The following is a 22,080-nucleotide window of genomic DNA, read 5'->3' on the forward strand; positions in this document are numbered from 1 at the left end:
AGGTCTGGTGTCTGTTCTATTCGATTAATATTAGATCAATTTGGCATACATATGACGCAGATAACGCCAGCGTACCAGCAGGAAAAATAGAATCTGCATAGATGCAAATACGAGGAAAATGCGCAAAGTATAACCCATAACAGAGAAATCAACCAACTGCTGTAATGCAACAAATGCAACGGAACTGTGGATAATGGCCAACACTATTGGCAGGAAAAACATTAACACCAGCTGTCTGGTTACGATGTTGCGAAGCTCCGGGCGACTCAGTCCCATCTTACCAATCATGCGGTACTGTTCTTCATCCCGTTCCAGATCTGCATATAACCGGAAGTAGGTAAAGCTTGCAGCAAAGGTGAAAAAGACAATGCCAATCAATCCGCTCAGAATAAGGATAATACCATTAGTTTGTTTGGAATTAAGCCAATCCAGCACGAGAGCGCTGATCTCGAAGTACCCCTGACCATCTGAGTCATTTTGAATGGATTCGACCAGATCAGGAGCAAACTTCCGCGTTCCCATCCAATCTGTCACAACAAATTGAGTTTTTTTATCGGGATAATAATTTTCATCAGCCTCGATTTGAATATTAAATTCCTTATTCATCTTGTCGTACAGCTCATTGGATACCACATAAACTTCCCTTTTGAATTCAACAGGGATGACGATATCGGTTGCAGGTGTTGTTAATCTGACCTTTTCCTGAACTTCCCACATACTGATATTTTTCTGAGTTGAACCCTTTCCGGCTTCTGCTCGTAATGTCTTGCGACTCGTAAGATTGCCCGGAGTCATAAAGGAATCGTTAACATTCTCGAGAGTTCGCTCTTGGTAACCGAGCGCCTTGGCAAGATGATTATAGTCACTTAATTTGATGATATAGTCCCCTTCGTCATCAAACAGCGGAATATAACTTCCTTTCTGGTACGGAACCTCATTATCAATCAGTGTCTCTTCAATCTTCCTGATGTGCCGTTCTGCGCTAGGTGTATCCCATGAATTTTGGTAGGTAAACGCATATGGATTTGACATCGATGACAATCCCGGATCAGCGATCGCCAGCATCGTACCGATGCCTGTAAAGGCGGAAGCCGAAATCACACTCACCATAAAAAACATGACCGCATTATCTTTCATTCGATAGGTAAGTTCGGACAGAAACAGCAAATTCGTTTTACGGAAAAACAAACGCTTATTGCCTTTGAGCGCCCGAATGGCATACACACTAAGTTGGGTGAATAACAGATACGTGCCTGCAATAACCAAAACAACACTACCAAGCAGCAAAGGGAAAGAGTATGTGATCCATACAAAGGCAAATACACCCGCATATCCACCCCCAATGAGTATGACGGAGAGAAGTGCTAAAAGACGAGAAGCCTTTGGCTCGGGTTTTGGTTTTTCCTCTGATTTTACAAGGTCAATCAATGACCCTTTTCGCATCAGCAGCGATGAGCTCAGCGCAATCACAACAAACAGCAGCAGAAATGCTCCGACAGTAAGTGCGATTGCTTTTAATGGAAAATAGAATCGGAGACTTTCTTCCACCGCCAGCATCGAACCGCAGATCAACAGGATCAGCTTGGCAAAGATCATTCCTAATCCAACGCCTGCCACAATGGCGGCAAGTCCAATGCACAAGTTTTCCATGAATAACAGTCGGTTCATCTGTTTACGTGTCATGCCAATGATTTGAAATATGCCGAATTCTTTTTTACGCGTCTTTAGAAATGAACCTACGGAATAGAGCAGAAACAGAAACGAAAAGATGAAAATAATGATCTCAGCAATTAGAAACCCCTGATTCGCAAGCATGGTCACTGTCCCACTTGAACCCTTCAGTCCATCCTTCAGATCCGGGTGAAACAAAAGAAGTGCATACGTAAAAAAGATCATGACGGAAAACGTACTGCTCAGAAAATGGGCCAAATAAATTCGTTTGTTCCGAACAACATTATTAATGGCGAACTGGCGAAAATTCATGTCCTGAGCCTCCCATCAGGGATAATACGTTGATGATTCGTTGATAGAATGTCGATCGGTTATCTCCATAATGAATTTCGTTGTAAAGTCGTCCATCCTTAATAAATACAACCCGGCTGCAATAACTTGCCGCAACAGCGTCATGCGTGACCAACAGCATGGTGGCCCGATCTTCCTGATTGCGGCGTTCCAGCATCTCCATTACATCACGCGCTGCCTTCGAATCGAGATTTCCTGTAGGCTCATCGGCCAGCACCAGCTTGGGAGAATGGATCAGGGCTCGTGCGATTGCTGTCCGCTGGGCCTGACCTCCGGAAATTTCATACGTGCGTTTGTTCAGAAGAGATGCGATGCCCAGCTTCTCTGCGAGTCGATCAACACGTTCATTCATCTCCTCAACCGGTACTCCATCCAGCGTGAGCGGCAGGACAATATTTTCTTTAACTGTGAGTGTGTTGAGCAGGTTAAACGACTGAAATACGAACCCCAGCTCTCGGCGTCTGAACAGAGCCAGTTCATCGTGATTCAGTTCAAACGGGTTCTTACCCGCGATCTTCAGTTCCCCTGAAGTAGGGTGATCAATAGTTGAAATCATGTTTAGCAACGTTGTTTTGCCGCTGCCGGATGGACCCATGATGCCAACGAATTCACCCTCCTGAATACTGAGATCAATACCTGACAAGGCTTCGTATGATACGATCCCTTTATAAATTTTGCTAATCTGTTTCACTGAACATATCTCCATAGGTTAATGTCTCCTTTTAGATTTCGGATTTTTGAATTAAACCAAGTTGGGCTGAACTTCATCGCAAATCGAGGTCGTTCTCTACTTTCTGACTTCAGTCTATCGAAGTTTCGACCATTCTCCTATGGATTAACCTTTCATCTTCATGACATTATTGTAAGATTACATGTCTCACTATCCAAAAATCGTCTTCTCATATGTAGAAAACGAGAAAGACGCCGATCCCTGTCAGGGCACCAGACGTCTTCTCATTTCGTTCCGCATTATGCGCTTATATTTAGATTTCAAAAGTAATGGTTACCGTTGTCCCTTCTCCCTGAACGGATGTAAGGTCGATCCGATGGTTCATTCGTGTCAGGACATCTTTTACAATATATAATCCCATCCCCGTGGATTCTTTAAAATGACGCCCATTCTCTCCGGTGAAAAAAGGCTGGTACACTCGGTTGAGATCCGACTTTGGAATACCGACTCCCTGATCCTTCACTTCAAGAATAATGGATCTTGTGGATTCATGGGCCTGGATGGTTACCTTTTGCCCGTTCCCCCCAGAAGAGTACTTGATGGCATTGGATAACAGCTGCACGAGGACAAACCGAATCCACTTCGCATCCGACTGAACCATTAACGCAGAATCAATTTTCATCTCGGGATACACGTGATTGCGAATGAAGAACCGTTTCAGCTCATGGATGGCTTCTTCTCCGGCCGCCTTGAGGGATACCGGTTCCACACTGAAATCTTGTTCAAATGTCTCCAGCCGTGCCATGTACAACACCGTTTCCAGTCCTCGTCTCATCTGGTCTGCTTCCTCTCGAATGCTGATGAAACGGGGGTCCTCATCCTCCTGATCCTCAACCGTCAGTTCAATGACGGACAAAGGTGTCTTCATCTGATGAACCCATTGATTCATAAAAGTCAGGTATTCCTGTTGACGCTGTTCCAGACGATGCAGATGCGCATAATAATGACCGTACTGTGAGTCCAACAGTTCTGACAATGCCTGCGGCAAGGGAGCAGGCTCATTCAATGGAACAAATTCTTTCAGATCATTCATTCGATGGGACATCCGGGAATAAAACATGCGATGGGACAGATACCGATAAATGAGATAGGCTGCGTATAGGACTAACCCCAGAGATACCGCATACGTGGCCGTTAACCAGTGGTCATAGCCGTCGTACCAGAAGACCGCAACCACGGTGAGCAGCACAACGATTACCCAACAAGTCAGTACAATATGTTCTTTGATAAACAACTTCATGAGGGCGACGATGCCTTCCAATTGCTGTTGAGTCGATAACCTGAACCTCTTACCGTCTCCAGCGCATCTGTAATGCCCAGCTCAGTCAATCGTTTACGCACGCGGGTCACATTCACGCTAAGTGTATTATCATCCACAAAGGAATCATCCCACAGCTTTTCTAAAATGGTTTCACGGCTAACCAGTTTGGGACTCCGACGCAGCAACGTCTCCAGCAAAATGGTTTCTTTCTTGGTCAGCTGTATCTTGCGATCACCGAGCTCCATCTCCAATCTTTCCAGATAAACAGTTAGTCCATCCAGTTCCACCTTGCGCTCTTCATGACGCGCAGCGTAATCGCCATACACCCGGCGTAGCTGACTTCGAATTTTGGCCATGACAATCTCATGCTCAAACGGCTTCGTAATATAATCGTCCGCACCGTTCTCAAGCGCCATAACCTGATCCATTTTGCCACTCCGGGCCGAGATGAAAATAATCGGACATGTGGAAATGGAACGAATTTGGCGACACCAATAGAACCCATCGTAACTCGGCAGGTTGATATCCAGCAGCACGACATGCGGCTTAATTTGTTCAAACTGCTGGACGACCTGCTCAAAATCCTCAACCGCAACGGCCCTGTCACCATATCGCTCAATATGGGATTGGAGTAAACCTGCAATTTTCGGATCATCTTCAATAATCATTATCGTATACATAAAAAAAGGTCTCGCCTCCAACCTGTCATAATGGAATATGCAATTCTCTTTCCAAAATCATAACACAGGTGGGTACTATCGGGCATCGACCTGCTTACGCCAATCCACAATGTCAGCATTCAACTGCTTCAAATCTCCTGACGGCTGCTCCTCATCGGACAAGTTATACTTCTGCTTCAACGCCAGAATTCGATATACACTTTCATTAATTCGGGATTCTGAAATCTTCCCTGACTTCACTGCGTTCTTCAATGTATCAAAAATAGTCTTGGCACTCTCATAACTGTGAGCTACCAGCAGAATATCACTTCCTGCCTGAACTGTCGCTACGGCGGCATCGTTCAACTTATAATTTTTCGCGATCGCACCCATGCTCAGATCATCTGTGATGACCACACCGTCATACTTGAATTTGCCACGCAACTGCTGACCAATAATGACGTCCGACAAGGATGCCGGATGGTCGGGATCAAGCTTGGGAAACAAAATATGGGCTACCATAACCGCTTCCACCTGTTCCTTCACCGCTGCCTCAAACGGAATCCACTCCAGCTGGGCAAGTTGCTTCTCCGTTTTGTTCACGACAGGCAGATCCAAGTGGGAGTCCACTGACGTGTCTCCATGACCGGGAAAATGCTTCACCACCGGAATAATCCCTTCGCTGCGCAGCCCTTTCATCTCAGCTATGCCCATTTGTGAAACCAGACTGGCCGAACTTCCAAATGAACGATCCCCAATTACCGGGTTATTCGGATTACTATTTACATCCAGCACTGGAGCAAAATCGACGTTAAAACCTACCAGCTGAATTTGTCTTGCTAACAATTTGCCCATCGTTTCAGCCAAATCAGCATCCTTCGTCTTCCCCACTTTCCCATTGGAAGGTATAGACTCTACCGTTTCTGGCATTCGACTAACTTTGCCACCCTCCTGATCCACACTCATGAAAATTGGAACAGGATTGGAACGATTGGCATCCTTAATGGATTGCACGAACTTTGCCGTTCCTGGCACGGTCGAGACATTATTCGCATAGAAAATAATCCCTCCCACCTTCTGATCCGTGATCATCTGTTTCGCTTGAGCATCCAAAGTGGTCCCCTGAACACCCGCGAGAATCATTTGTCCAATCTTCTCATCCAAAGACAATTGGCCGAGCTGCTCTTTTACCGAATCTTTCTCTTCCTGAGGAGGCACTGTATTCTGTTGATCATCCTGACCATTCTGATTGTTTGCACCTGTGTTTGAATTCGCATTGGTCTCCGTTCCGGCATTATTGTTATTTTGCTCTGACGAGGAGGGCTTCTGTGACTCCCCACATGCGGATAAGAGCAACACTATTCCGAATAGCAGGAACAACATTTGAAGCGTGTTTATGTGTTTGTTTTTTAACTTGTGATTATCGATATACAAGGATGGTCATCCTCCTTAAGCATTGTTGTCATTCAGTCTGAATGTGGTTCAGGCATAACCTTATCATAAGGTGGTTCATTTTCAAAATGGAGACAGCTCCAGTACAAATTCTAAAAATACAGCCTAAAAACGCAAAAAATTTCCCCTTTTCGGGTAAATGTGTGGTACTTCATGGTGTTATTCCTTAAGGCGTGTGTGATTGAAGGGGATGAGAAAAGGTATCAGCGGTGTGAAAAATGGTTTTCTGTTGTGAATTTTTCATATGTTGAAATTATTATTATAGGAAGGCAAAAAGCAGCTAATATTCACTAAGCATTTCAATTTGGAAATCTAATATTTTTAAGAATATTGGATAAATAACTTTAAAAAATATGAAAAATAAAACAAAAACTTTATATTGTTAACCTAAAACACATCTGTTATACTCTGATTCATATCATGTTAAGTAAAATGACATTATATCGAATGGGAGTGATTTTTGAATGAGAAATCGGTTTAAATGGAAGGTTTCCTCTGCGTTGTCTGCTGTTATATTAATGATTCCAGCCTCTTATGTTGCAAATGCTGACACAGTTCAAGTTAGAAACGTTCCGAAAACACATTATCTTGAAGCAAAATCGGAAAACGTACGCTGGGGTAATATCGGGAAAGATGATCCCGTGCTTACGGTTAATTCGGGGGATATCGTCACGGTGGAAGCTGTTACGCACCACTCCGGCGATGATTATGAGCGCATGATCAAAGGTGATGCCGGCGCAGAAGATATTTTCCATTGGAGCGAAACGGAAAAACATGAGGCTGATCGTGGACCTGGCGTACATATCATGACGGGACCAATTGCAGTCGAGGGCGCTGAACCTGGCGATGTACTCGAAGTGAAGATTTTGGACATGAAGCTGCGCCCTAGCGGAAACGGGGAATATGCCGGTAAAACCTATGGTTCGAATGTAGCTGCAAACTGGGGCCTTTTATATGGTGAGATGGAAGAAACGCCGAATACACGTGAGGTTGTTACAATATATGAAATGGAGACGAAAGGTGGCAATGATTACGCCAAGGCACTGTACAGTTATCGCTGGACACCACAGACCGATCCAAGCGGCACAGTACATCCAACCATAGATTATCCAGGTGTTATCGTTGATCACTCGACGGTGGAAGAGAACCATGATGTGCTAAAAGGCATTCACGTCCCTGTCCGGCTGCATTTTGGCACAATGAGCGTGGCCCCCAAAGAAGCTGATGTTGTCGATTCCGTTCCACCATCGTATTATGGCGGGAATATCGATGATTGGCGCGTAACCGAAGGGGCAACGATGTATTATCCGGTATCTGTACCTGGAGCACTGCTTTCTGTGGGTGATCCGCACGCAGGTCAAGGTGATTCCGAATTGAACGGAACAGCGATCGAAACATCAGTGACCGGGGATATCCAGCTCATTCTTCACAAAAAAGCGGAGCTGGTCAACAAGTTGAAGGCGCTCAACTTCCCACTTCTTGAGAATGAAAACGAATGGGTTGTTCACGGCTTCAGCTATGCGAACCATTTGGCCGAACTGGGCAAGGATGCACAAACAGAAATTTTCAAGCAGTCTTCCCTGGATAAAGCGATGAAGGACGCTGCCAACAAAACGAAGTCTTTTCTGATGAGAGGCATGGATTTGACTGAAGATGAAGCATATTCACTGATGTCCGTTTCAACGGATTTCGGAATTACGCAGGTTGTTGACGGTAACTGGGGCATTCATGGCATCATCAACAAAAAAATCTTCGGGGAAAAAGAACAGAAGCGTGCACTGCTGCGCAACAGCTTTGAACAATTCGGGGCAGACATCGGATGGGACCCAGCAACCAAAATGATCACCATTCAATATAACGACAATACACTCTTGGCCAAAATCGGTGCCACAACAGCTACGTTTAATGAGGAAACGATCAAATTGACGGCGCCTATTCAATTGAACGATCAGAAACTGGCAGAAGTCAGCGAATATTTCGTAACCTTCTACCGGGCAAAATTGTCCAAGACGGAATAATCACACTCTTCTGTTTCTGTAAAGGAAATAAACAAGAACCGTTAGTCTTCAGAGCCTGACGGTTCTTGTTCGTTAAATATTCAATCCATCCTGGTTTTTGTGTCGCTTCAACAAAATCTGGTTTTCCACCCGAAGCAACCCTTCCAGAGAGTAAATCGATTCGTTCATGAAGTGTTCCATTTCCTCGATGCTCTCCACAAGAATGTGGGTGTGCAGGATGCAAGCCCCCGTCATTTCATAAAGCACGGCCACCCGCTCGTTTTCTTTCAGCGCCGCCACAATCTTGTCCAAATGCTTGGGTTCAACCTCCAGCTCAAGATAAGCAGAAATTTTTTTCCCAAGCTTCTCGGCACTGATTACAATTGAAAATTGCTCAATAATCCCTTGATTTACAAGACGTTCAATACGTTCCTTAACCGCTACCCCTGAAAGGCCGACCTCTTTGGCCAGATCAGTGTACGAGATTCTGCTGTTCTGGGCCAAACGCCGCAAAATATGGCTATCAATCGTATCCAGCACCGTCATTCACCCCTCTATGTACTATATATTGTAACAGAAAAACAGACAACTCCTAATTACTTGCTTACCTGATCATACGAAAGCCGCCTTTCGGCGGCATCAGGTTTGTTTTCAGTTTAGAGTGTTTTCAATGCTTCTACTGTAAACGGAACAATTTCAGACTGACGTCCTTCGCGAACTTTGTTTGGCCATTCCGGATCACTCAGCAGTACACGCCCCAACGCGATCAAGTCAAATTCATGATTCTCCATTTTCTCGTTCAACTGATCCAGATGAGCGTCACCTGTTCCCTGGTTTTCGTTCGCTCTGTCCACGAATTCAGCTTCGAGCCCTACTGATCCAACAGAGATCGCCGGCTTGCCACTTATTTTCTGTGTCCAGCCTGCAAGATTCAGCTCTGAGCCATCAAATTCCGGCAGCCAGAATCGACGGGTCGAGCAGTGGAAAATATCTACACCTGCAGCCGTGAGGGGTGCAAGGAATTGCTCCAGTTGTTCTGATGTTTCCACCAGCCGTGCGTCGTAGTTCCCCATTTTCCATTGGGAGAAACGAAGTACGATCGGGAAGTCAGGACCTACTGCGGCGCGACATGCTTCAATAACTTCAACAGCAAAACGCGTGCGCTGTGTCAGATCGCCTCCGTATTTATCCGTACGACGGTTGGTATGCCCCCAGAAGAATTGATCAATCAGATAGCCATGTGCCCCGTGAAGCTCAATACCATCAAAACCAATGCGCTGGGCATCTGCTGCTGCTTGGGCAAACGCCTCGATAAGACCCCTGATCTCGTCTTCTGACAATGGTTGTCTTTCAGGTTCACCTGCCATGCTTATTCCCGATGGGCCTACCGGCTCAGCTTCTGCATTAGGCAGATCGCCTGAACGGCGGGCTGTACCCACATGCCACAATTGTGGCATGATTTTGCCACCTGCCTCATGGACTGCTTTGACTACATTCGCCCAACCCTGCAGTGATTCTTCGCCATGGAACAGCGGAATGCTCGCGCCACTAATGGATGAAGGGTGGTTAATACCCGTTCCTTCCGTAACAATCAGCCCTACACCTCCGGCTGCTCTGCGACGATAGTATTCCACGACCTCTGGTCCGGGTACTCCTTCGGGCGAAAATCCACGAGTCATGGGTGCCATGACGATCCGGTTGGACAGGGTAAGCTTGTCCGAGGTAAATGGTTTAAACAAAGCTGACGGTACATTCATTGTGTAATGCTCCTTTACGATTAGATTGGAAGAAAACATGTATACTTTCTTGCACATGCTCTTGTATTACTACCACAGAAGTTATTCTGTGAATTGATTAACATATATCACCTTTCTATTTTAAAGTTTCTAATTTTTATTTTCAAATTTTCGATAAAGAGGCACTACCCATCTCTTGAACACAAAATAGGGCAAGCCCGATGTAGCTTCAGCTAAGAAGTTCTACGATCTCGGCCTGCCCTGTACAATTAACCTAAACGGCTCTCTCTGTAACCAAAAATGTGGATGAAGCATAGTATATAATCCATAATCTTCCTTTCGTTTAATTAGAATTAACAGGGATATCATTGCGATTAACTCTCAGTAGTTTGCCTGATGAAGTCGATAGAACATCGGGGTCTGTGCCCAGTCCAAAGTAGAAATCACCTTCGTGTTCTTCAAAAGACTTAGCGTACGTGTCCTGGTTAAAACGGAGAATTTCATTCCATGTGGTCAGATCTGTGGATTGATATACCCGGTTTATATAGAGATTCGCACTTTTGCGAGTGTAGGTAAGCACATAGACCTTCCCTTCCCGAAGCAGAAGATCCGTAGGAAGAGCTTGAGTATCTGGCAAAATGACGCGTGTTACCTGATTAATGTCGGTCATTACATTCAAGGATTTGGGTAACAGTTGCCCGTCATTGAATACCCCTCCGACAATATAAAGCAGCTTATTGTTGAAATTAATGTTTTTCCCTATTTTATTATACGGGACGGTGCCCGTTTGATAGGATAATCCCGGGAGCATCTTGCTACCATAGATGACGACGTCTTTCTTTTCAAGCTTCTCATTAATCTCTAATATATTGGTTTTATCGCCCCAAATATTATTGGCAGGATACATCATGCCTGAAGCATATAATTTGCCCTTGATCTCAAATAGCGTATATGCCCTGAAGCCAAACGTATTGATGGTTGCGAATTTTTGCCAACTTTCCCCTTGATCATGAGAGATTAACACAGTAGGTTTCTGCTCGGTACCCAGCGCTGCAAACAGTTTACCCTGATAGGACGCCAAATCATATACGTGTACACCTAGCGGCAGATTACGATACTTTGTCCATACATCTCCGTCTAGCCGGTAGAAGTTCCCCATATCCCACTGCTCACCGTCCGAATCATTTCCGGGAATATACAATTTGTCGTTCAGCACTTTATAAATGTCTATCTGTTCCTCATCTACGAATAATTTGGTCGAAGGAACGATGCTCGGATTGTTATTGGTGACGGCCTGGGTTATAAATTTGGGATTGGCTGTATCGTAATAGATGACTGGAATCGGACCCGCATTAGGTGAAACACCTAAATTACTGCTGTTCCCATGACCCATATATATTTTTCCTCTGTACAATTGCAAATCCCAGACATTGTTGGCATACGGTGCTTTCTTAAAAGGTTTTCCAAGCAACTCGATCTTGGACGTCACATCGGCTGATGTGATGGGTGCATTGGACACCTTAGCAAGTGCCCGTTCGGCAGTCGGCTGCTGATCGGTGGAAACATTGTTTTTGGGTTTCGAACTACCCATAAGCAGCCAGCCCATGCCTGCAATAACCGTCAAAATCACGGCCGCCCACTTCGTATTCCTCTGCATGTCCGCTTCCTCCTTCATTTTTATGAGATACACCTTTACAGCAAAAAGATACAATTTGTATCTTTTCATATTATGTAAAACAAAACGTACTTGCAACAAATTCCGCCCGCTCCGTGCAAAAAAAATAGACAATCGCATCCGAAGATACGTTGTCTATTTGTCATAATTTTTTGGTGGTTGCCTACCGATTGCGGATCAGTTCCAATTGAGCTCTATCTAGGTGCCTGTTTCCATCCGCTGACTTCCACTCTATTTCTTGGCTTGTGATTCGCTCGGTAAAGTTACTCTGCTTTCACCAGAATTTTAACCTGGTTTTTCTCTTTCAGCAGTGCTTCAAATCCATGCTCTACCACTTCGTCCAGGCTGATTCGTTTGGTTACCAACTTATCAGCTGGGAAGAAACCTTTAGCCATCAGACTAATTACAGCCGGGAATACGTCACGGTAACCGATAATGCCATTGACCGTACGCTCCTTCATAACAATGGAGTTTGGCAGAATTGGTGCTTCCTGTTCGAAAATGCTGACGATCATCAATTCACCGCCAATACGCGTTGAATCAATCGCTTGTTGCAGCACCCGTGGTACACCCGTTACTTCATAAGCTACATTCACGCCACCTTGCGTACGTGCATGGATTTCTTCCACCACATTGAATTGTGTAGGATCAATAACAATGGCGCCAAGTTCTTCCGCTTTGGCTTTACGTTCCTCGGATAATTCCACTACATAAATATCCGATGCGCCAGAAGCTTTCAATGCTTCAATAACCAACAACCCGATTGGACCCGCACCAAAAACAGCTGCAGTGTCGCCAACTTTCAGTTTGCTTTGACGAACAGCATGAAGAGCTACTGCGGAAGGTTCCACCAACGCTCCTTGCTCGTATGAGATGGAATCTGGGATGGCATGTACCATATATTCCTCAGCTGTTACATACTCCGAGAAACCTCCGCCTCCACCAGCTAGGCCCAAGAAACCCATTTGATCGCACAAATTATATTTCCCTTGTTTACAGGCTTCACAATGACCACATGCATAGATCGGTTCCACTACAACGCGGTCACCTGCCTTATAACGTGTCACGCCTTCTCCTACTTCAACGACTTGTCCTGAAAATTCATGCCCCATCACAACAGGTGCTTGTTCCCCTGTTAGCGGATGCGGTGCTTGAGCCGGAATGAAGATCGGGCCAGCAGTGTACTCGTGCAAGTCACTGCCACAGATTCCACACCACTCCACTTTTATTTTAACCTCCCCCTGTTCAGGGCGGGGTTCATCAATATTTTCGAGACGCAAATCTTTTACTCCATGCCAACGCAATGCTTTCATTTGTTTCATCTCCCAGATCATAAGTTTTGATATAATCGGAAACGTTTCCGTAAGTTAAATATGTCACATTTTAAATAGGCTGTCAAACATAATTTGTCACACATATGTCTATCTTATGAATATTACGTCGATAATCCTGGTGTAATGCCAGCGTTTTCAATGTATTGATCATTTTTTTTGCTCTATGCCTTTCTGTACGTTTTCTCTCGTGTACATTTAATTCAATTGATATAGAATGCGCGATTTATCTCTATTTATCCATTCGGTTCTTTTGGAAAGCAACAGACATCTCTGCTCTTTAATCGTATTCACAGGATACTTATTGGCTCAAATGTTATAATCAAGGTATAGGATTGTCATTTCATTCGTACATATTTTCAAAATTCGGAATCGTTTCCGATGAAGTGAGGTTAACTAAACGTGAGTAAAGATCAGAAGGTTACGATCAAGGACGTTGCAGAACTTGCAGGTGTAGGTATCGCTACCGTCTCCCGAGCCATCAACAATTCCGATGGCATCAGCAACAAAACACGGGATAAAGTCATGCAGGCCATTGAGCAGTTAGGATTTGTCCCCAATACCTCTGCCCAGAGTTTGAAAATACGCCAGACGCATCAGATCGCACTGGTTGTACCCGACATCCGCAATGCCATCATTCCCGAGATCTCTTGGTCTGTTGAACAAACGGCGAAGCAGCATGGGTATCATGTGGTTCAAATCAATACGGCTGGTAATGCACGAACGGAACTGGAAACCATTCGTACGATCAAAAAACTGCATGTGGACGGGCTTATTTTCATGCCTTTGGCATATCCCAAAACGTTGCCTGGCTTAATTGATAAAGCCCCCCTTCCCATTTCCATGATCAATTACGGTAAAAAGCTGGACCCTGGCATGAAAGCAGATGTCGTTTCTCTTTCACAGCCAGAAGGGAAACTGGTGATGGAACATCTGATTAAGATTGGACGGACCCGCATCGCATACGCCGGTGCCCCCAAAGATATTATTGAAGAACGTTATCGAGCTTATGAGCAGGCACTGGGACATGTAGATATCTCGCTTGTTTACTTCGGAGAAGATTTCTCATTGAATACGGGAGCTAATGCAGCGGATTATTTCTATGGGCTGACTCACATGCCAGATGCCGTATACGCGATTAACGATATGGTCGCGATCGGACTGGTAAATCGGTTTAAAGAACTCGGCGTTCGTGTCCCTGAAGATATCGCTGTTGTGGGTGTCGATAATAACCAATGGACTACCGTTACGTCTCCGCAGATCAGTTCTGTCTCCATTATGGGCGAAGAAGTGGCCCGACTTGCTACGGAATTGCTGTTAAAACGGATTCGAGAGATGAGCACCACGGATTACGAACATATTCAATTTGAGCCACGGTTAATTGTGCGCGGCTCCAGCGTTGCCATGATCCGCTCATCTTCACAAGAACCACCCACAGTGTGAAGTCACCGGATTTAATGGACAATCCAAACCCCCGATAATCACAAAAAAGGTGTTCACCAGGAATGAACTTCTTCCTGAGAAACACCTTTTTTATCTTCATTCACACCCTTTTATATCAAACCCACCTCCGAGCAACTACTTCTTCGAAAGCAATTGTCTAATTGGTGTTCCTTTCATAAACATCTCAATATCCTCTACGGTATGGTTAAAATAAATCGCATAGTTGCCTTGAGTCACATAACCCAGGTGCGGCGTTGCCAGCAGATTGGGCAGTGTACGCAACATATGATTCACAGGAAGAGGTTCCTGTTCATATACGTCCAGACCTGCCCCGGCAATCCACTCATTCTGTAAAGCTTCGACCATCGCCTCTTGATCCACAATGCCTGCACGGGACGTATTGATCAATAAAGCGGTATTTTTCATCCGTTGCAACTCGGCTCGTCCGATCAGATTACGAGTGCGATCACTGAGCACCAGATGAATGGAAACAATATCGCTTTGTTCAAGCAGCTGTTCCTTGGTCTCTGCCCACTGGACTCCCTGTTCCTCTGCTCTTGCCTGTGTCAAATTCTCACTCCAGGCGATCACGTTCATGCCAAAGGCTTGTGCAATCTCTGCCATTCGGCTGCCAATCTTGCCTAAACCGAGCAATCCCAATGTCTTTCCGTACAAATCCATGCCAACTGTACTCTGCCAATTCCGATTGGAACGCAGTGCGTTATTTTCAGTTACCAGCTGTCTGGACAGACCCAGTATCAGCGCCCATGTGAGTTCAGTCGGAGGGTTCGAGCTGCCTTCCGTGCCGCACACGATTACACCGTTTTCTTCCGCAGCCTGGAGGTCAATGGAGGCATTGCGCATGCCGCTTGTAATCAGAAGCTTAAGATTGGGTAATTGAGTAATCACGGATTCAGGAAAAGGTGTACGCTCACGCATCAAGACAATAATTTCAAAATCCTGCAGTTCCTGAACGACCTTCTCTTCTGATCCCAAGTAATTATTGAACGTCTGAACCTCAACTCGATCCAGGATAGGAGTCCAATCCGCTGAAGAAAGGGCTACATTCTGATAATCATCCAATATGGCACAACGCAACTTCGTCTGCATGGTTGAATCTCCTCCTCATATATGTGCATCATCAAACATTCTTTGAACATGTTACCCGAATATGTAAATCATAGTATACACCCTAATTTAATCTATACCCTATCTGTATTGTATCAACTCAAGCCCTCATCTGCCCAATGTCCTCAGACACAAAAAGAGCAGGAACAGATTCCCGCTTGTCGCTCTCACTTCAGAATAGCTTGAAAAGCAGCGCCGTGATCAGTATGGCCATCGCCACTTGAAGCAAGGACCGTATTTTCCAAAAAATCGTATCTAATTTTGATTGATCATTCTCTGTCAGCGAACCCACAATAGCAATAAAAGCAAGTATACCAATCACAATCAAACTGAACTGGATAATCCCCATCCCGCCGTATGTTGTCAGTAGCACACCTATAATATATAAAACGATAAGGTAGATCCTATGAAAATAACGTTTCATATGAACACCCTTTCTAAAAATGAAATCCTTCCCTCATTCCTCAAGTAACGATAACGTAACCTTAATACTCTGCTGTACAAATGAGCGATCTGGCTCCGATTTCATCATCACGGTCAATCCAATCATCGATACAACCAGAGACTTGGACAACGCACTTGAGTCGAGATCATTAGACAATTCCCCTGTTTCCTGCCCCCGTTCAATCGTCTCCTTGAAAATCGCTACCAGATACATCTGGTGCTCGCGTGTCAGAACAGCGAATTTGGGGTCATGCGGAGCCAATTCAACCATCGTATTGATGCAAAAACAGCCGTGACGAGCATCTGTCACATCCCCTTCTGCTCCGATATGTTCAAATAAGGCACGGAAGGCTTCTTTTACAGAGGATGTATGTTGAAGCCTGGATCTGACTTGAGCGGCATGCAAAGTTGTATATCTGCGAAGTGCCGTTTCAAACAATTCCTTTTTGTCACCAAAAGCCGCATATAGACTGGGACGCTGAATCCCCATAGCTGTTGTCAAATCACTTAAGGATGTCGCTTCAAAGCCCTTATCCCAAAAAATCTGCATTGCCGCTTCCAATGCCTGATCCGTATCAAATTCCCGTTGTCTAACCATGTATTCACCTTCTTTATGTATCGATCAGTATATAACTATTTTATCTAGATCCAATTCTCATGTCAAATCCATCTCGATATATAAAGAAGACAATCAAACATTTCAATTCAACTCTTGACATCTCGTCAAAGCGTGAAGTATGTTTATTCCGAATCATAATGTACTGATCGGTATATTTAAATTCAACAGTGTTCTTTCTGCTCCCCTAACTTAGCACATTCGAATACAGAAAGGTGAATCATCCATGCAAAATGCATCTCATCAAGCACATCCCTTCAGCGAAGGACGTTCAGGCATGTCCCGCCTTGTCGCGCTTTTATTCGCCCTATGCAGCGGACTGGCGGTAGCCAACATTTATTATGCCCAGCCTTTGCTCGACTCCATTGCTGAAGAGTTTAGTATCTCTCATTCCTCTATTGGAATCGTTATTACCGTAACCCAGATTTGTTACGCCCTCGGATTGTTATTACTGGTCCCTCTTGGTGATCTATTGAATCGACGCAAGCTGATCATTATCCAGATGCTTTTATCCGTAATCGCCCTGATAACTGTAGGTACCTCATCATCCAGTCAAATCTTATTTATTGGAATGGCAGCGATTGGGTTGCTTGCCGTGATTACACAAACACTCGTTGCCTTTGCCGCCTCCCTGGCTGCACCTTCTGAACGAGGGCGTATCGTCGGTCTGGTCACTAGCGGAATCGTCATTGGCATATTACTGGCGCGAACTATAGCAGGCACCTTGAACGATTGGATCGGCTGGAGATCAGTCTATCTCTTCTCTGCCAGTCTGACATTACTCGGGATTATCGCCCTGTTTCTGGTACTCCCAAAACACGAACCCAAACGAGAGAAACTCAGCTACACCCAATTGATCGTTTCTGTCCTGCAACTATACCGAGAGCTGCCTATTCTGCGTACACGCGGCGTTCTCGCCATGTTGATCTTCACAGCCTTCAGCATTCTGTGGACTTCCATGGTGTTGCCACTTAGCGCTCCGCCACTTTCCCTGTCACATACTGCTATTGGAGCCTTTGGTCTTGCGGGAGCTGCTGGTGCCCTGGCTGCTGCACGTGCCGGAAAACTGGCTGATCGGGGATTGGGACAAAAGACGACGGGCGTCGCTCTTGTCATATTGCTTCTATCCTGGCTGCCCATTGGCTATGTTCACCACTCATTATGGCTGCTTATAGCTGGGGTAATTATGCTTGACCTTGCCGTGCAGGCCGTACATGTCACCAACCAGAGTCTGATCTATGAAGTCCGACCTGAGGCGCAGAGCCGTTTGACGGGCGCCTACATGATCTTTTATTCAATAGGAAGTGCTACCGGCTCCATTGCTTCTACTCAAGTGTACGCATGGGCAGGTTGGACTGGCATTTGCTGGCTGGGTGCAGGCGTTAGTGCCGCTGCGCTTCTGTTCTGGGCCTTTGATCGGTATATCCATCGGAATTCGGATCAATAAATGAACTTAATCCAGCTTATTCCATACCACGATAAACAGAGTGGCTAACGGACCAAATAACAGGGAAATCAGAAACCAGTTACGACCACTTCTGTTTTTTCCCTGGGCAAGTCCGGCATTAATAAGAGCAAGTGTACCCCAACCCACAAAATATTCGTTTTCCATCAAACATCATCTCCTCCTGACAGATCAGCTCTATTTATTCTCTAGTAACGCCTTTAGCTTCAAATTACGGCTCTCCAGGAAAGCGTGCATATACCTCTTGAGCACAATCCGCTCTGCGACCCAACCCAGAACACCAAGGGGAGCTTCAAATCTCAGTGTGTCCCTCATACAAGTGGTCTGCTCGCCAAGCTTGCTGAAGCTGTGTTCATGTCTCATGCTCTTGAAAGCACCTTTCTCCATCTGATCCACAAAGAGATACGGCCGATTGTACTCGGCGATCCGGGAAGTCAGCTTCTGCCTTATCCCAAAATGGCTCGCTTCGAAAGTTACCGTATCACCTTCACCAATTCTGCCCGTTGTCACACCTGCTACAGCCTGCTCATGGGTATGTTTCCAGACCGTCCGGGTATGAATATCAATGTCCCGCGCATAGTCAAAGCATCGCTCGATGGGCGCATGTATTGTAATCTCGGTTACCACTTCAATCAAGGACGATCCCTCCTTTTCTGTTTCCTTTTCCTAAAAAGGAAGATTAAGGTCTTTGCAAAGTATACTCCTGGTCTCCATGAAGAACAACGCAGCGCATGATCAAAATGAAAAACGGGTCCCCTGTTATCTTATAGGAGGCCCGTTTTCTGTGTGAATTCATTTGATATGCAAACTTAGATAATTAATTCATTAATGGCAAGAGTTCGTTCTTTGGACAGATCACGATATTGTTCCGATTCCACCTTGATCAGTGGTTTGAAAATATCGGATGTATTGTTCATGACAATAACACCCCGCTCACCGTTGCTCAGCAGTACTTGTTTACCAATAAAATTAGGAAGTAGATGCTGCATCAAGGCTTGAACCGGCTTTTCATTCAATTTGCCGAATCCCATCGCATAGATATCTCGCAAGTTGTTAATCAGGTTCGGATTGCTGCTTCCGTGACTGCCAGATCTCATTCCGATGTATATGTCAGCGACAGATACGATTTGTGTGTATGGATGAATCTCATCTTTCTTCAGTTGCATCGGATATCCGGTACCATCCTCAAGTTCATGATGCTGAAGAGCTACCAACGCAGTAGCTTCATCCGTCATGGAACTTTTGATAATATCATGTCCATAGATCGTGTGACGCTGCAATTCGAGCTGTTCATCTGCGGTTAACGGTTCCATCTTGTTGCGTATCCGATGAGATACCTTGCATTTGCCAATATCGTGAAGATAGCCCCCACGACTGATCTGGTAACTCTCTTTTTGGGAATAACCAAGCCAGTTAGCCAGGTAAAATGACAACAGTCCAACCTGAATGGAATGTGTGTAGTTATTGACATCATCCCGTTCCAGCATCATCAGGAGATGTACGACATCCTTTTGCTCGTCCAGTCCCTCCACCATCGGTTGAAGCGCATCGTCCACCATCGTAGCGTTGAACTTACCCACCGTCAATGCTTCTAGAAACGCGGATTGATAGTTATGTACAGTTTGTATAAATTGAGATTTCATTTCTTCTTCAGGCGGTTCTTCCTTGGTGCTTGTGCTTGCTCCAGATGCAAATTTTGCTGCAGCAGCAAAGAATTCCGCTTCCGTGATCTCTTCTTCGCGTGGTTCAATATCCACATAGTCTACGCGGTGCTGCATCAGCAAGGTGATATCTTCACTTTTGATCACAGTACCCTGACCCAGAACGTGTAATCCCGCTTCGCTGAATGTATCCGCAGTTAGACGGTCTCCATCTTGCAGGTTCATAATATGGATTCTCAAATCGGTATTCCCCCTGAACAATCATTTATAGTCAACAGTACCCGTTAGATCGGGTCCCAAAAATCCCTATACTACTTTATATCGATAAATACATTCTTTTTCTCCATAGTCCAAACGACCTTAATCGTAAAAGGAAATACGAACGTATAAGACTTTATTCTCAGTCCCATTTTCAAAAAAGTCCCGGTTTGATTTTGTATTTAGATAACGGAGATCTTGTTTTACACATATATAACCAAAAAGCCCAAAAAAATCTTTGGGCTTTTATTGAATTCATCTATATTTTGATCGAGCTTAGACTCGCACTCTGTACGAAAAAGCGTTCAATGCCTTTCTCAACAGAAGGGTCCGGAATTAACGGTGGCGCCTGATGCGGCTTCACTCTGGCATCAATAATGATCTGGTCACAGCCCCAATGTTTATAGTTGTAACTGCTGTTCACACCGTACATATCATGGGACGGATTACTGCGGGTAAATGTCGCCCACAAGAAGTTGCTGAGGTTCGCACTCAGGAAAGAACTATCGTCACATAACACAATCATTGGACAAGAAGACAGGTCTCCTTTTTCCTTTAGCATATCCGTAAATGCCTTCATTTCTTGTTCTGTATCCGCATAACTGGTGAACGGCGCACCCTGAACGGCTACAACTCCTGGCATTACGAGCTGCGGATTGCTATACCCCCGGATATCCTTCAATGTCTCTGGTACTTCACGGCACAATTCCCGTTTCTTGTCCCCATAGGCTGCAAATACAACCTTACTGCCGCTGTTCAACCCGGTTCCCGAGTAATCCAGCGTATCGATCGTTGTATTGGTATGGAAATGAATGTCCCGTTGCAGATCCATTCGTTCCAGGATGTACGTCAGGAATTCCACTTCCCGGTGCGTATCCAGCGGTTGCTGATCTTCTGCTGTGATAAACAAATACTTCGCCAGACTGAGCTGGCCTGTACCCAGAATGCGACTCGCAATCGTAAGCAGCTCTGTTGGCTGTTTTACCGACTGATAGGGCGTATAACGCTCACTTCCGATCGCGAACAGAAGCGGATGCACTCCTGCTGCGTCGACAGCGTGGACTTCTTTTACACCCGGAATCTCCTGTTTAATGGCATCACCCGTAATTTCGTGAATCAGATCCCCAAATGCAGTATCCTCTTGTGGAGGACGACCCACCACGGTAAATGGCCAGATCGCATTCGGCTTGGCGTACACTTTATGCACTCTCATTAGCGGGAACGGATGGGTCAGACTGTAATATCCGAGATGATCACCAAACGGTCCTTCAGGCTTCGTCTCGTCCGGGTAAATATCACCCGTGATGACAAAATCGGCGTCATTGCTGATGCAATACCCATCCTTATAGCTGTAACGGAAACGACGGCCGGCAAGTAGTCCTGCGAAAGTCATCTCACTGAGGCCTTCCGGCAAAGGCATCACAGCAGAAAGTGTATGTGCCGGTGGCCCCCCAATGAAGATGCTCACTTTCAGAGGTTCTCCCTTTTTGACTGCTTTGGCCTGATGAATACCAATTCCGCGATGGATCTGATAATGAAGTCCAATTTCCTTATTCAGTTCATAATCATTACCACTTAGCTGTACCCGGTACATGCCCAGATTGGAGTTCATGATGCCTGGCTTGTCCGGGTCTTCTGAATAGACTTGAGGCAGTGTAACGAATGCTCCACCATCCATGGGCCAATGCTTGATCAACGGCAGATCCGAAATCTGAATCTCTTGCGCAGTTACAGGCAAACTGATGGACTTCTGCTTAGGTAGAGCCTGCCAGGCGGCAAGACCTGTGCTGATATGCTGAAATGGCGTCTTGAGTGCCTTCATTGGATCATCCCGAACAGCCATGACACGTTGTACACCTTCAAGCGTTCCACGGAACATGAATTTGCTTCGTTCCAGTGTACCGAACAGGTTGGAAACAGCCTGGAACTTCGAGCCTTTCACATTTTCGAAAAGCAGAGCTGGGCCTTTCGCCTCATGCACTTTCATATGTATCGCTGCCATCTCCAAATGAGGGTCCACTTCTTCCTTCACTCGAATCAAATGTCCATGTTGCTCCAGATCATTAATGCAATCTTCCATATTGCGATATTTCATTGGATGGCTCCATTCTTTATATAATAAATTGTTTATGTTCATATATTCACATAGATGTGCAAGGGTAGCGGATAGAATCAAACGTTGAATCTACTTCATTCTCGTCA

The 22,080-nt window shown here is 45.3% G+C and carries 19 protein-coding genes; 3 read left to right on the plus strand and 16 right to left on the minus strand.

The features are described from left to right. Positions 1-30: 30 nt before the first annotated feature. The 5 genes from ACR1R9_RS14110 to nagZ form a co-directional block, all read right to left on the minus strand. On the minus strand, positions 31-1,983 hold the full coding sequence (locus tag ACR1R9_RS14110; RefSeq protein ID WP_433923374.1) for an ABC transporter permease: 1,953 nt from the start codon (positions 1,981-1,983) through the stop codon (positions 31-33). Beyond that, on the minus strand, positions 1,958-2,728 hold the full coding sequence (locus tag ACR1R9_RS14115) for an ABC transporter ATP-binding protein (RefSeq protein WP_072732602.1): 771 nt from the start codon (positions 2,726-2,728) through the stop codon (positions 1,958-1,960). The genes ACR1R9_RS14110 and ACR1R9_RS14115 overlap by 26 nt, the downstream gene beginning before the upstream one ends. A 277-nt stretch (positions 2,729-3,005) precedes the next feature. Further along, positions 3,006-3,992, minus strand: a complete 987-nt coding sequence (locus ACR1R9_RS14120; RefSeq protein ID WP_064638807.1) for a sensor histidine kinase — start codon at positions 3,990-3,992, stop codon at positions 3,006-3,008. Continuing rightward, complete coding sequence (locus tag ACR1R9_RS14125) at positions 3,989-4,693, minus strand: response regulator transcription factor (protein ID WP_053782085.1); 705 nt, start codon at positions 4,691-4,693, stop codon at positions 3,989-3,991. The genes ACR1R9_RS14120 and ACR1R9_RS14125 overlap by 4 nt, the downstream gene beginning before the upstream one ends. A gap of 75 nt (positions 4,694-4,768) precedes the next feature. Next, positions 4,769-6,106, minus strand: a complete 1,338-nt coding sequence (gene nagZ, locus ACR1R9_RS14130) for a beta-N-acetylhexosaminidase (protein WP_433923373.1) — start codon at positions 6,104-6,106, stop codon at positions 4,769-4,771. Between the two features lie 482 nt (positions 6,107-6,588). Here nagZ and ACR1R9_RS14135 point away from each other — a divergent pair, with 482 nt between their 5' ends. Then, positions 6,589-8,142 carry an acetamidase/formamidase family protein gene (locus ACR1R9_RS14135; RefSeq protein WP_433923372.1) on the plus strand — a complete coding sequence of 518 codons (1,554 nt, stop codon included), beginning with the start codon at positions 6,589-6,591 and terminating at the stop codon, positions 8,140-8,142. A 72-nt stretch (positions 8,143-8,214) separates the two neighbouring features. Here ACR1R9_RS14135 and ACR1R9_RS14140 read toward each other — a convergent pair whose 3' ends face one another. The 4 genes from ACR1R9_RS14140 to ACR1R9_RS14155 form a co-directional block, all read right to left on the minus strand. Next, entirely contained in the window at positions 8,215-8,661 is a 447-nt protein-coding gene (locus ACR1R9_RS14140; protein WP_175382618.1) for an Lrp/AsnC family transcriptional regulator, read from the minus strand. Between the two features lie 116 nt (positions 8,662-8,777). After that, positions 8,778-9,878, minus strand: a complete 1,101-nt coding sequence (locus tag ACR1R9_RS14145; protein WP_433923371.1) for an NADH:flavin oxidoreductase — start codon at positions 9,876-9,878, stop codon at positions 8,778-8,780. Between the two features lie 322 nt (positions 9,879-10,200). Then, complete coding sequence (locus tag ACR1R9_RS14150; RefSeq protein ID WP_433923370.1) at positions 10,201-11,514, minus strand: hypothetical protein; 1,314 nt, start codon at positions 11,512-11,514, stop codon at positions 10,201-10,203. Positions 11,515-11,795: 281 nt separating this feature from the next. Further along, positions 11,796-12,845: a 2,3-butanediol dehydrogenase gene (locus ACR1R9_RS14155; RefSeq protein ID WP_433923369.1), complete on the minus strand. Its 1,050-nt coding sequence runs from the start codon at positions 12,843-12,845 to the stop codon at positions 11,796-11,798. Positions 12,846-13,265: 420 nt separating this feature from the next. Here ACR1R9_RS14155 and ACR1R9_RS14160 point away from each other — a divergent pair, with 420 nt between their 5' ends. Next, on the plus strand, positions 13,266-14,306 hold the full coding sequence (locus tag ACR1R9_RS14160; RefSeq protein WP_433923368.1) for a LacI family DNA-binding transcriptional regulator: 1,041 nt from the start codon (positions 13,266-13,268) through the stop codon (positions 14,304-14,306). Positions 14,307-14,441: 135 nt separating this feature from the next. Here ACR1R9_RS14160 and ACR1R9_RS14165 read toward each other — a convergent pair whose 3' ends face one another. From ACR1R9_RS14165 to ACR1R9_RS14175, 3 genes are all read right to left on the minus strand, one after another. Then, positions 14,442-15,416, minus strand: coding sequence for a D-2-hydroxyacid dehydrogenase family protein (locus ACR1R9_RS14165; protein ID WP_076291036.1), 975 nt, complete (start codon positions 15,414-15,416; stop codon positions 14,442-14,444). 190 nt (positions 15,417-15,606) lie between these two features. Next, the gene (locus ACR1R9_RS14170) at positions 15,607-15,858 is read right to left on the minus strand and encodes a hypothetical protein (protein ID WP_433923367.1); all 252 of its coding nucleotides are present in this window, start codon (positions 15,856-15,858) and stop codon (positions 15,607-15,609) included. Between the two features lie 33 nt (positions 15,859-15,891). After that, positions 15,892-16,476: a TetR/AcrR family transcriptional regulator gene (locus tag ACR1R9_RS14175; RefSeq protein WP_076291034.1), complete on the minus strand. Its 585-nt coding sequence runs from the start codon at positions 16,474-16,476 to the stop codon at positions 15,892-15,894. Between the two features lie 244 nt (positions 16,477-16,720). Here ACR1R9_RS14175 and ACR1R9_RS14180 point away from each other — a divergent pair, with 244 nt between their 5' ends. Continuing rightward, positions 16,721-17,941, plus strand: a complete 1,221-nt coding sequence (locus tag ACR1R9_RS14180) for an MFS transporter (RefSeq protein ID WP_433923366.1) — start codon at positions 16,721-16,723, stop codon at positions 17,939-17,941. 6 nt (positions 17,942-17,947) lie between these two features. Here the strand turns inward: ACR1R9_RS14180 and ACR1R9_RS14185 are convergent, their stop codons facing one another. The 4 genes from ACR1R9_RS14185 to ACR1R9_RS14200 all read right to left on the minus strand — a co-directional run bounded on the left by ACR1R9_RS14185 (position 17,948) and on the right by ACR1R9_RS14200 (position 21,973). Further along, positions 17,948-18,109, minus strand: coding sequence for a hypothetical protein (locus ACR1R9_RS14185; protein ID WP_157258459.1), 162 nt, complete (start codon positions 18,107-18,109; stop codon positions 17,948-17,950). Positions 18,110-18,136: 27 nt separating this feature from the next. Continuing rightward, the gene (locus ACR1R9_RS14190; RefSeq protein WP_433923710.1) at positions 18,137-18,586 is read right to left on the minus strand and encodes an SRPBCC family protein; all 450 of its coding nucleotides are present in this window, start codon (positions 18,584-18,586) and stop codon (positions 18,137-18,139) included. A 182-nt stretch (positions 18,587-18,768) separates the two neighbouring features. Further along, the gene (locus tag ACR1R9_RS14195; RefSeq protein WP_099852681.1) at positions 18,769-19,860 is read right to left on the minus strand and encodes an HD-GYP domain-containing protein; all 1,092 of its coding nucleotides are present in this window, start codon (positions 19,858-19,860) and stop codon (positions 18,769-18,771) included. A gap of 277 nt (positions 19,861-20,137) precedes the next feature. Next, positions 20,138-21,973 (minus strand): UbiD family decarboxylase, encoded by a 1,836-nt coding sequence (locus ACR1R9_RS14200; protein WP_433923365.1) that lies wholly within the window; start codon positions 21,971-21,973, stop codon positions 20,138-20,140. Positions 21,974-22,080: the final 107 nt, after the last annotated feature.

Origin of the sequence: Paenibacillus taichungensis (assembly GCF_050994985.1) — a bacterium.
In the GTDB taxonomy this organism is placed as follows: Bacteria; Bacillota; Bacilli; order Paenibacillales; family Paenibacillaceae; genus Paenibacillus; species Paenibacillus taichungensis.

Bases quoted from the DNA above. Each gene is read 5' to 3' on its own strand.
- ACR1R9_RS14110 (WP_433923374.1), bottom strand. From the start codon at position 1,983: ATGAATTTTCGCCAGTTCGCCATTAATAATGTTGTTCGGAACAAACGA.
- ACR1R9_RS14115 (WP_072732602.1), bottom strand. From the start codon at position 2,728: ATGGAGATATGTTCAGTGAAACAGATTAGCAAAATTTATAAAGGGATC.
- ACR1R9_RS14120 (WP_064638807.1), bottom strand. From the start codon at position 3,992: ATGAAGTTGTTTATCAAAGAACATATTGTACTGACTTGTTGGGTAATC.
- ACR1R9_RS14125 (WP_053782085.1), bottom strand. From the start codon at position 4,693: ATGTATACGATAATGATTATTGAAGATGATCCGAAAATTGCAGGTTTA.
- ACR1R9_RS14135 (WP_433923372.1), top strand. From the start codon at position 6,589: ATGAGAAATCGGTTTAAATGGAAGGTTTCCTCTGCGTTGTCTGCTGTT.
- ACR1R9_RS14145 (WP_433923371.1), bottom strand. From the start codon at position 9,878: ATGAATGTACCGTCAGCTTTGTTTAAACCATTTACCTCGGACAAGCTT.
- ACR1R9_RS14150 (WP_433923370.1), bottom strand. From the start codon at position 11,514: ATGCAGAGGAATACGAAGTGGGCGGCCGTGATTTTGACGGTTATTGCA.
- ACR1R9_RS14155 (WP_433923369.1), bottom strand. From the start codon at position 12,845: ATGAAAGCATTGCGTTGGCATGGAGTAAAAGATTTGCGTCTCGAAAAT.
- ACR1R9_RS14165 (WP_076291036.1), bottom strand. From the start codon at position 15,416: ATGCAGACGAAGTTGCGTTGTGCCATATTGGATGATTATCAGAATGTA.
- ACR1R9_RS14170 (WP_433923367.1), bottom strand. From the start codon at position 15,858: ATGAAACGTTATTTTCATAGGATCTACCTTATCGTTTTATATATTATA.
- ACR1R9_RS14175 (WP_076291034.1), bottom strand. From the start codon at position 16,476: ATGGTTAGACAACGGGAATTTGATACGGATCAGGCATTGGAAGCGGCA.
- ACR1R9_RS14180 (WP_433923366.1), top strand. From the start codon at position 16,721: ATGCAAAATGCATCTCATCAAGCACATCCCTTCAGCGAAGGACGTTCA.
- ACR1R9_RS14200 (WP_433923365.1), bottom strand. From the start codon at position 21,973: ATGAAATATCGCAATATGGAAGATTGCATTAATGATCTGGAGCAACAT.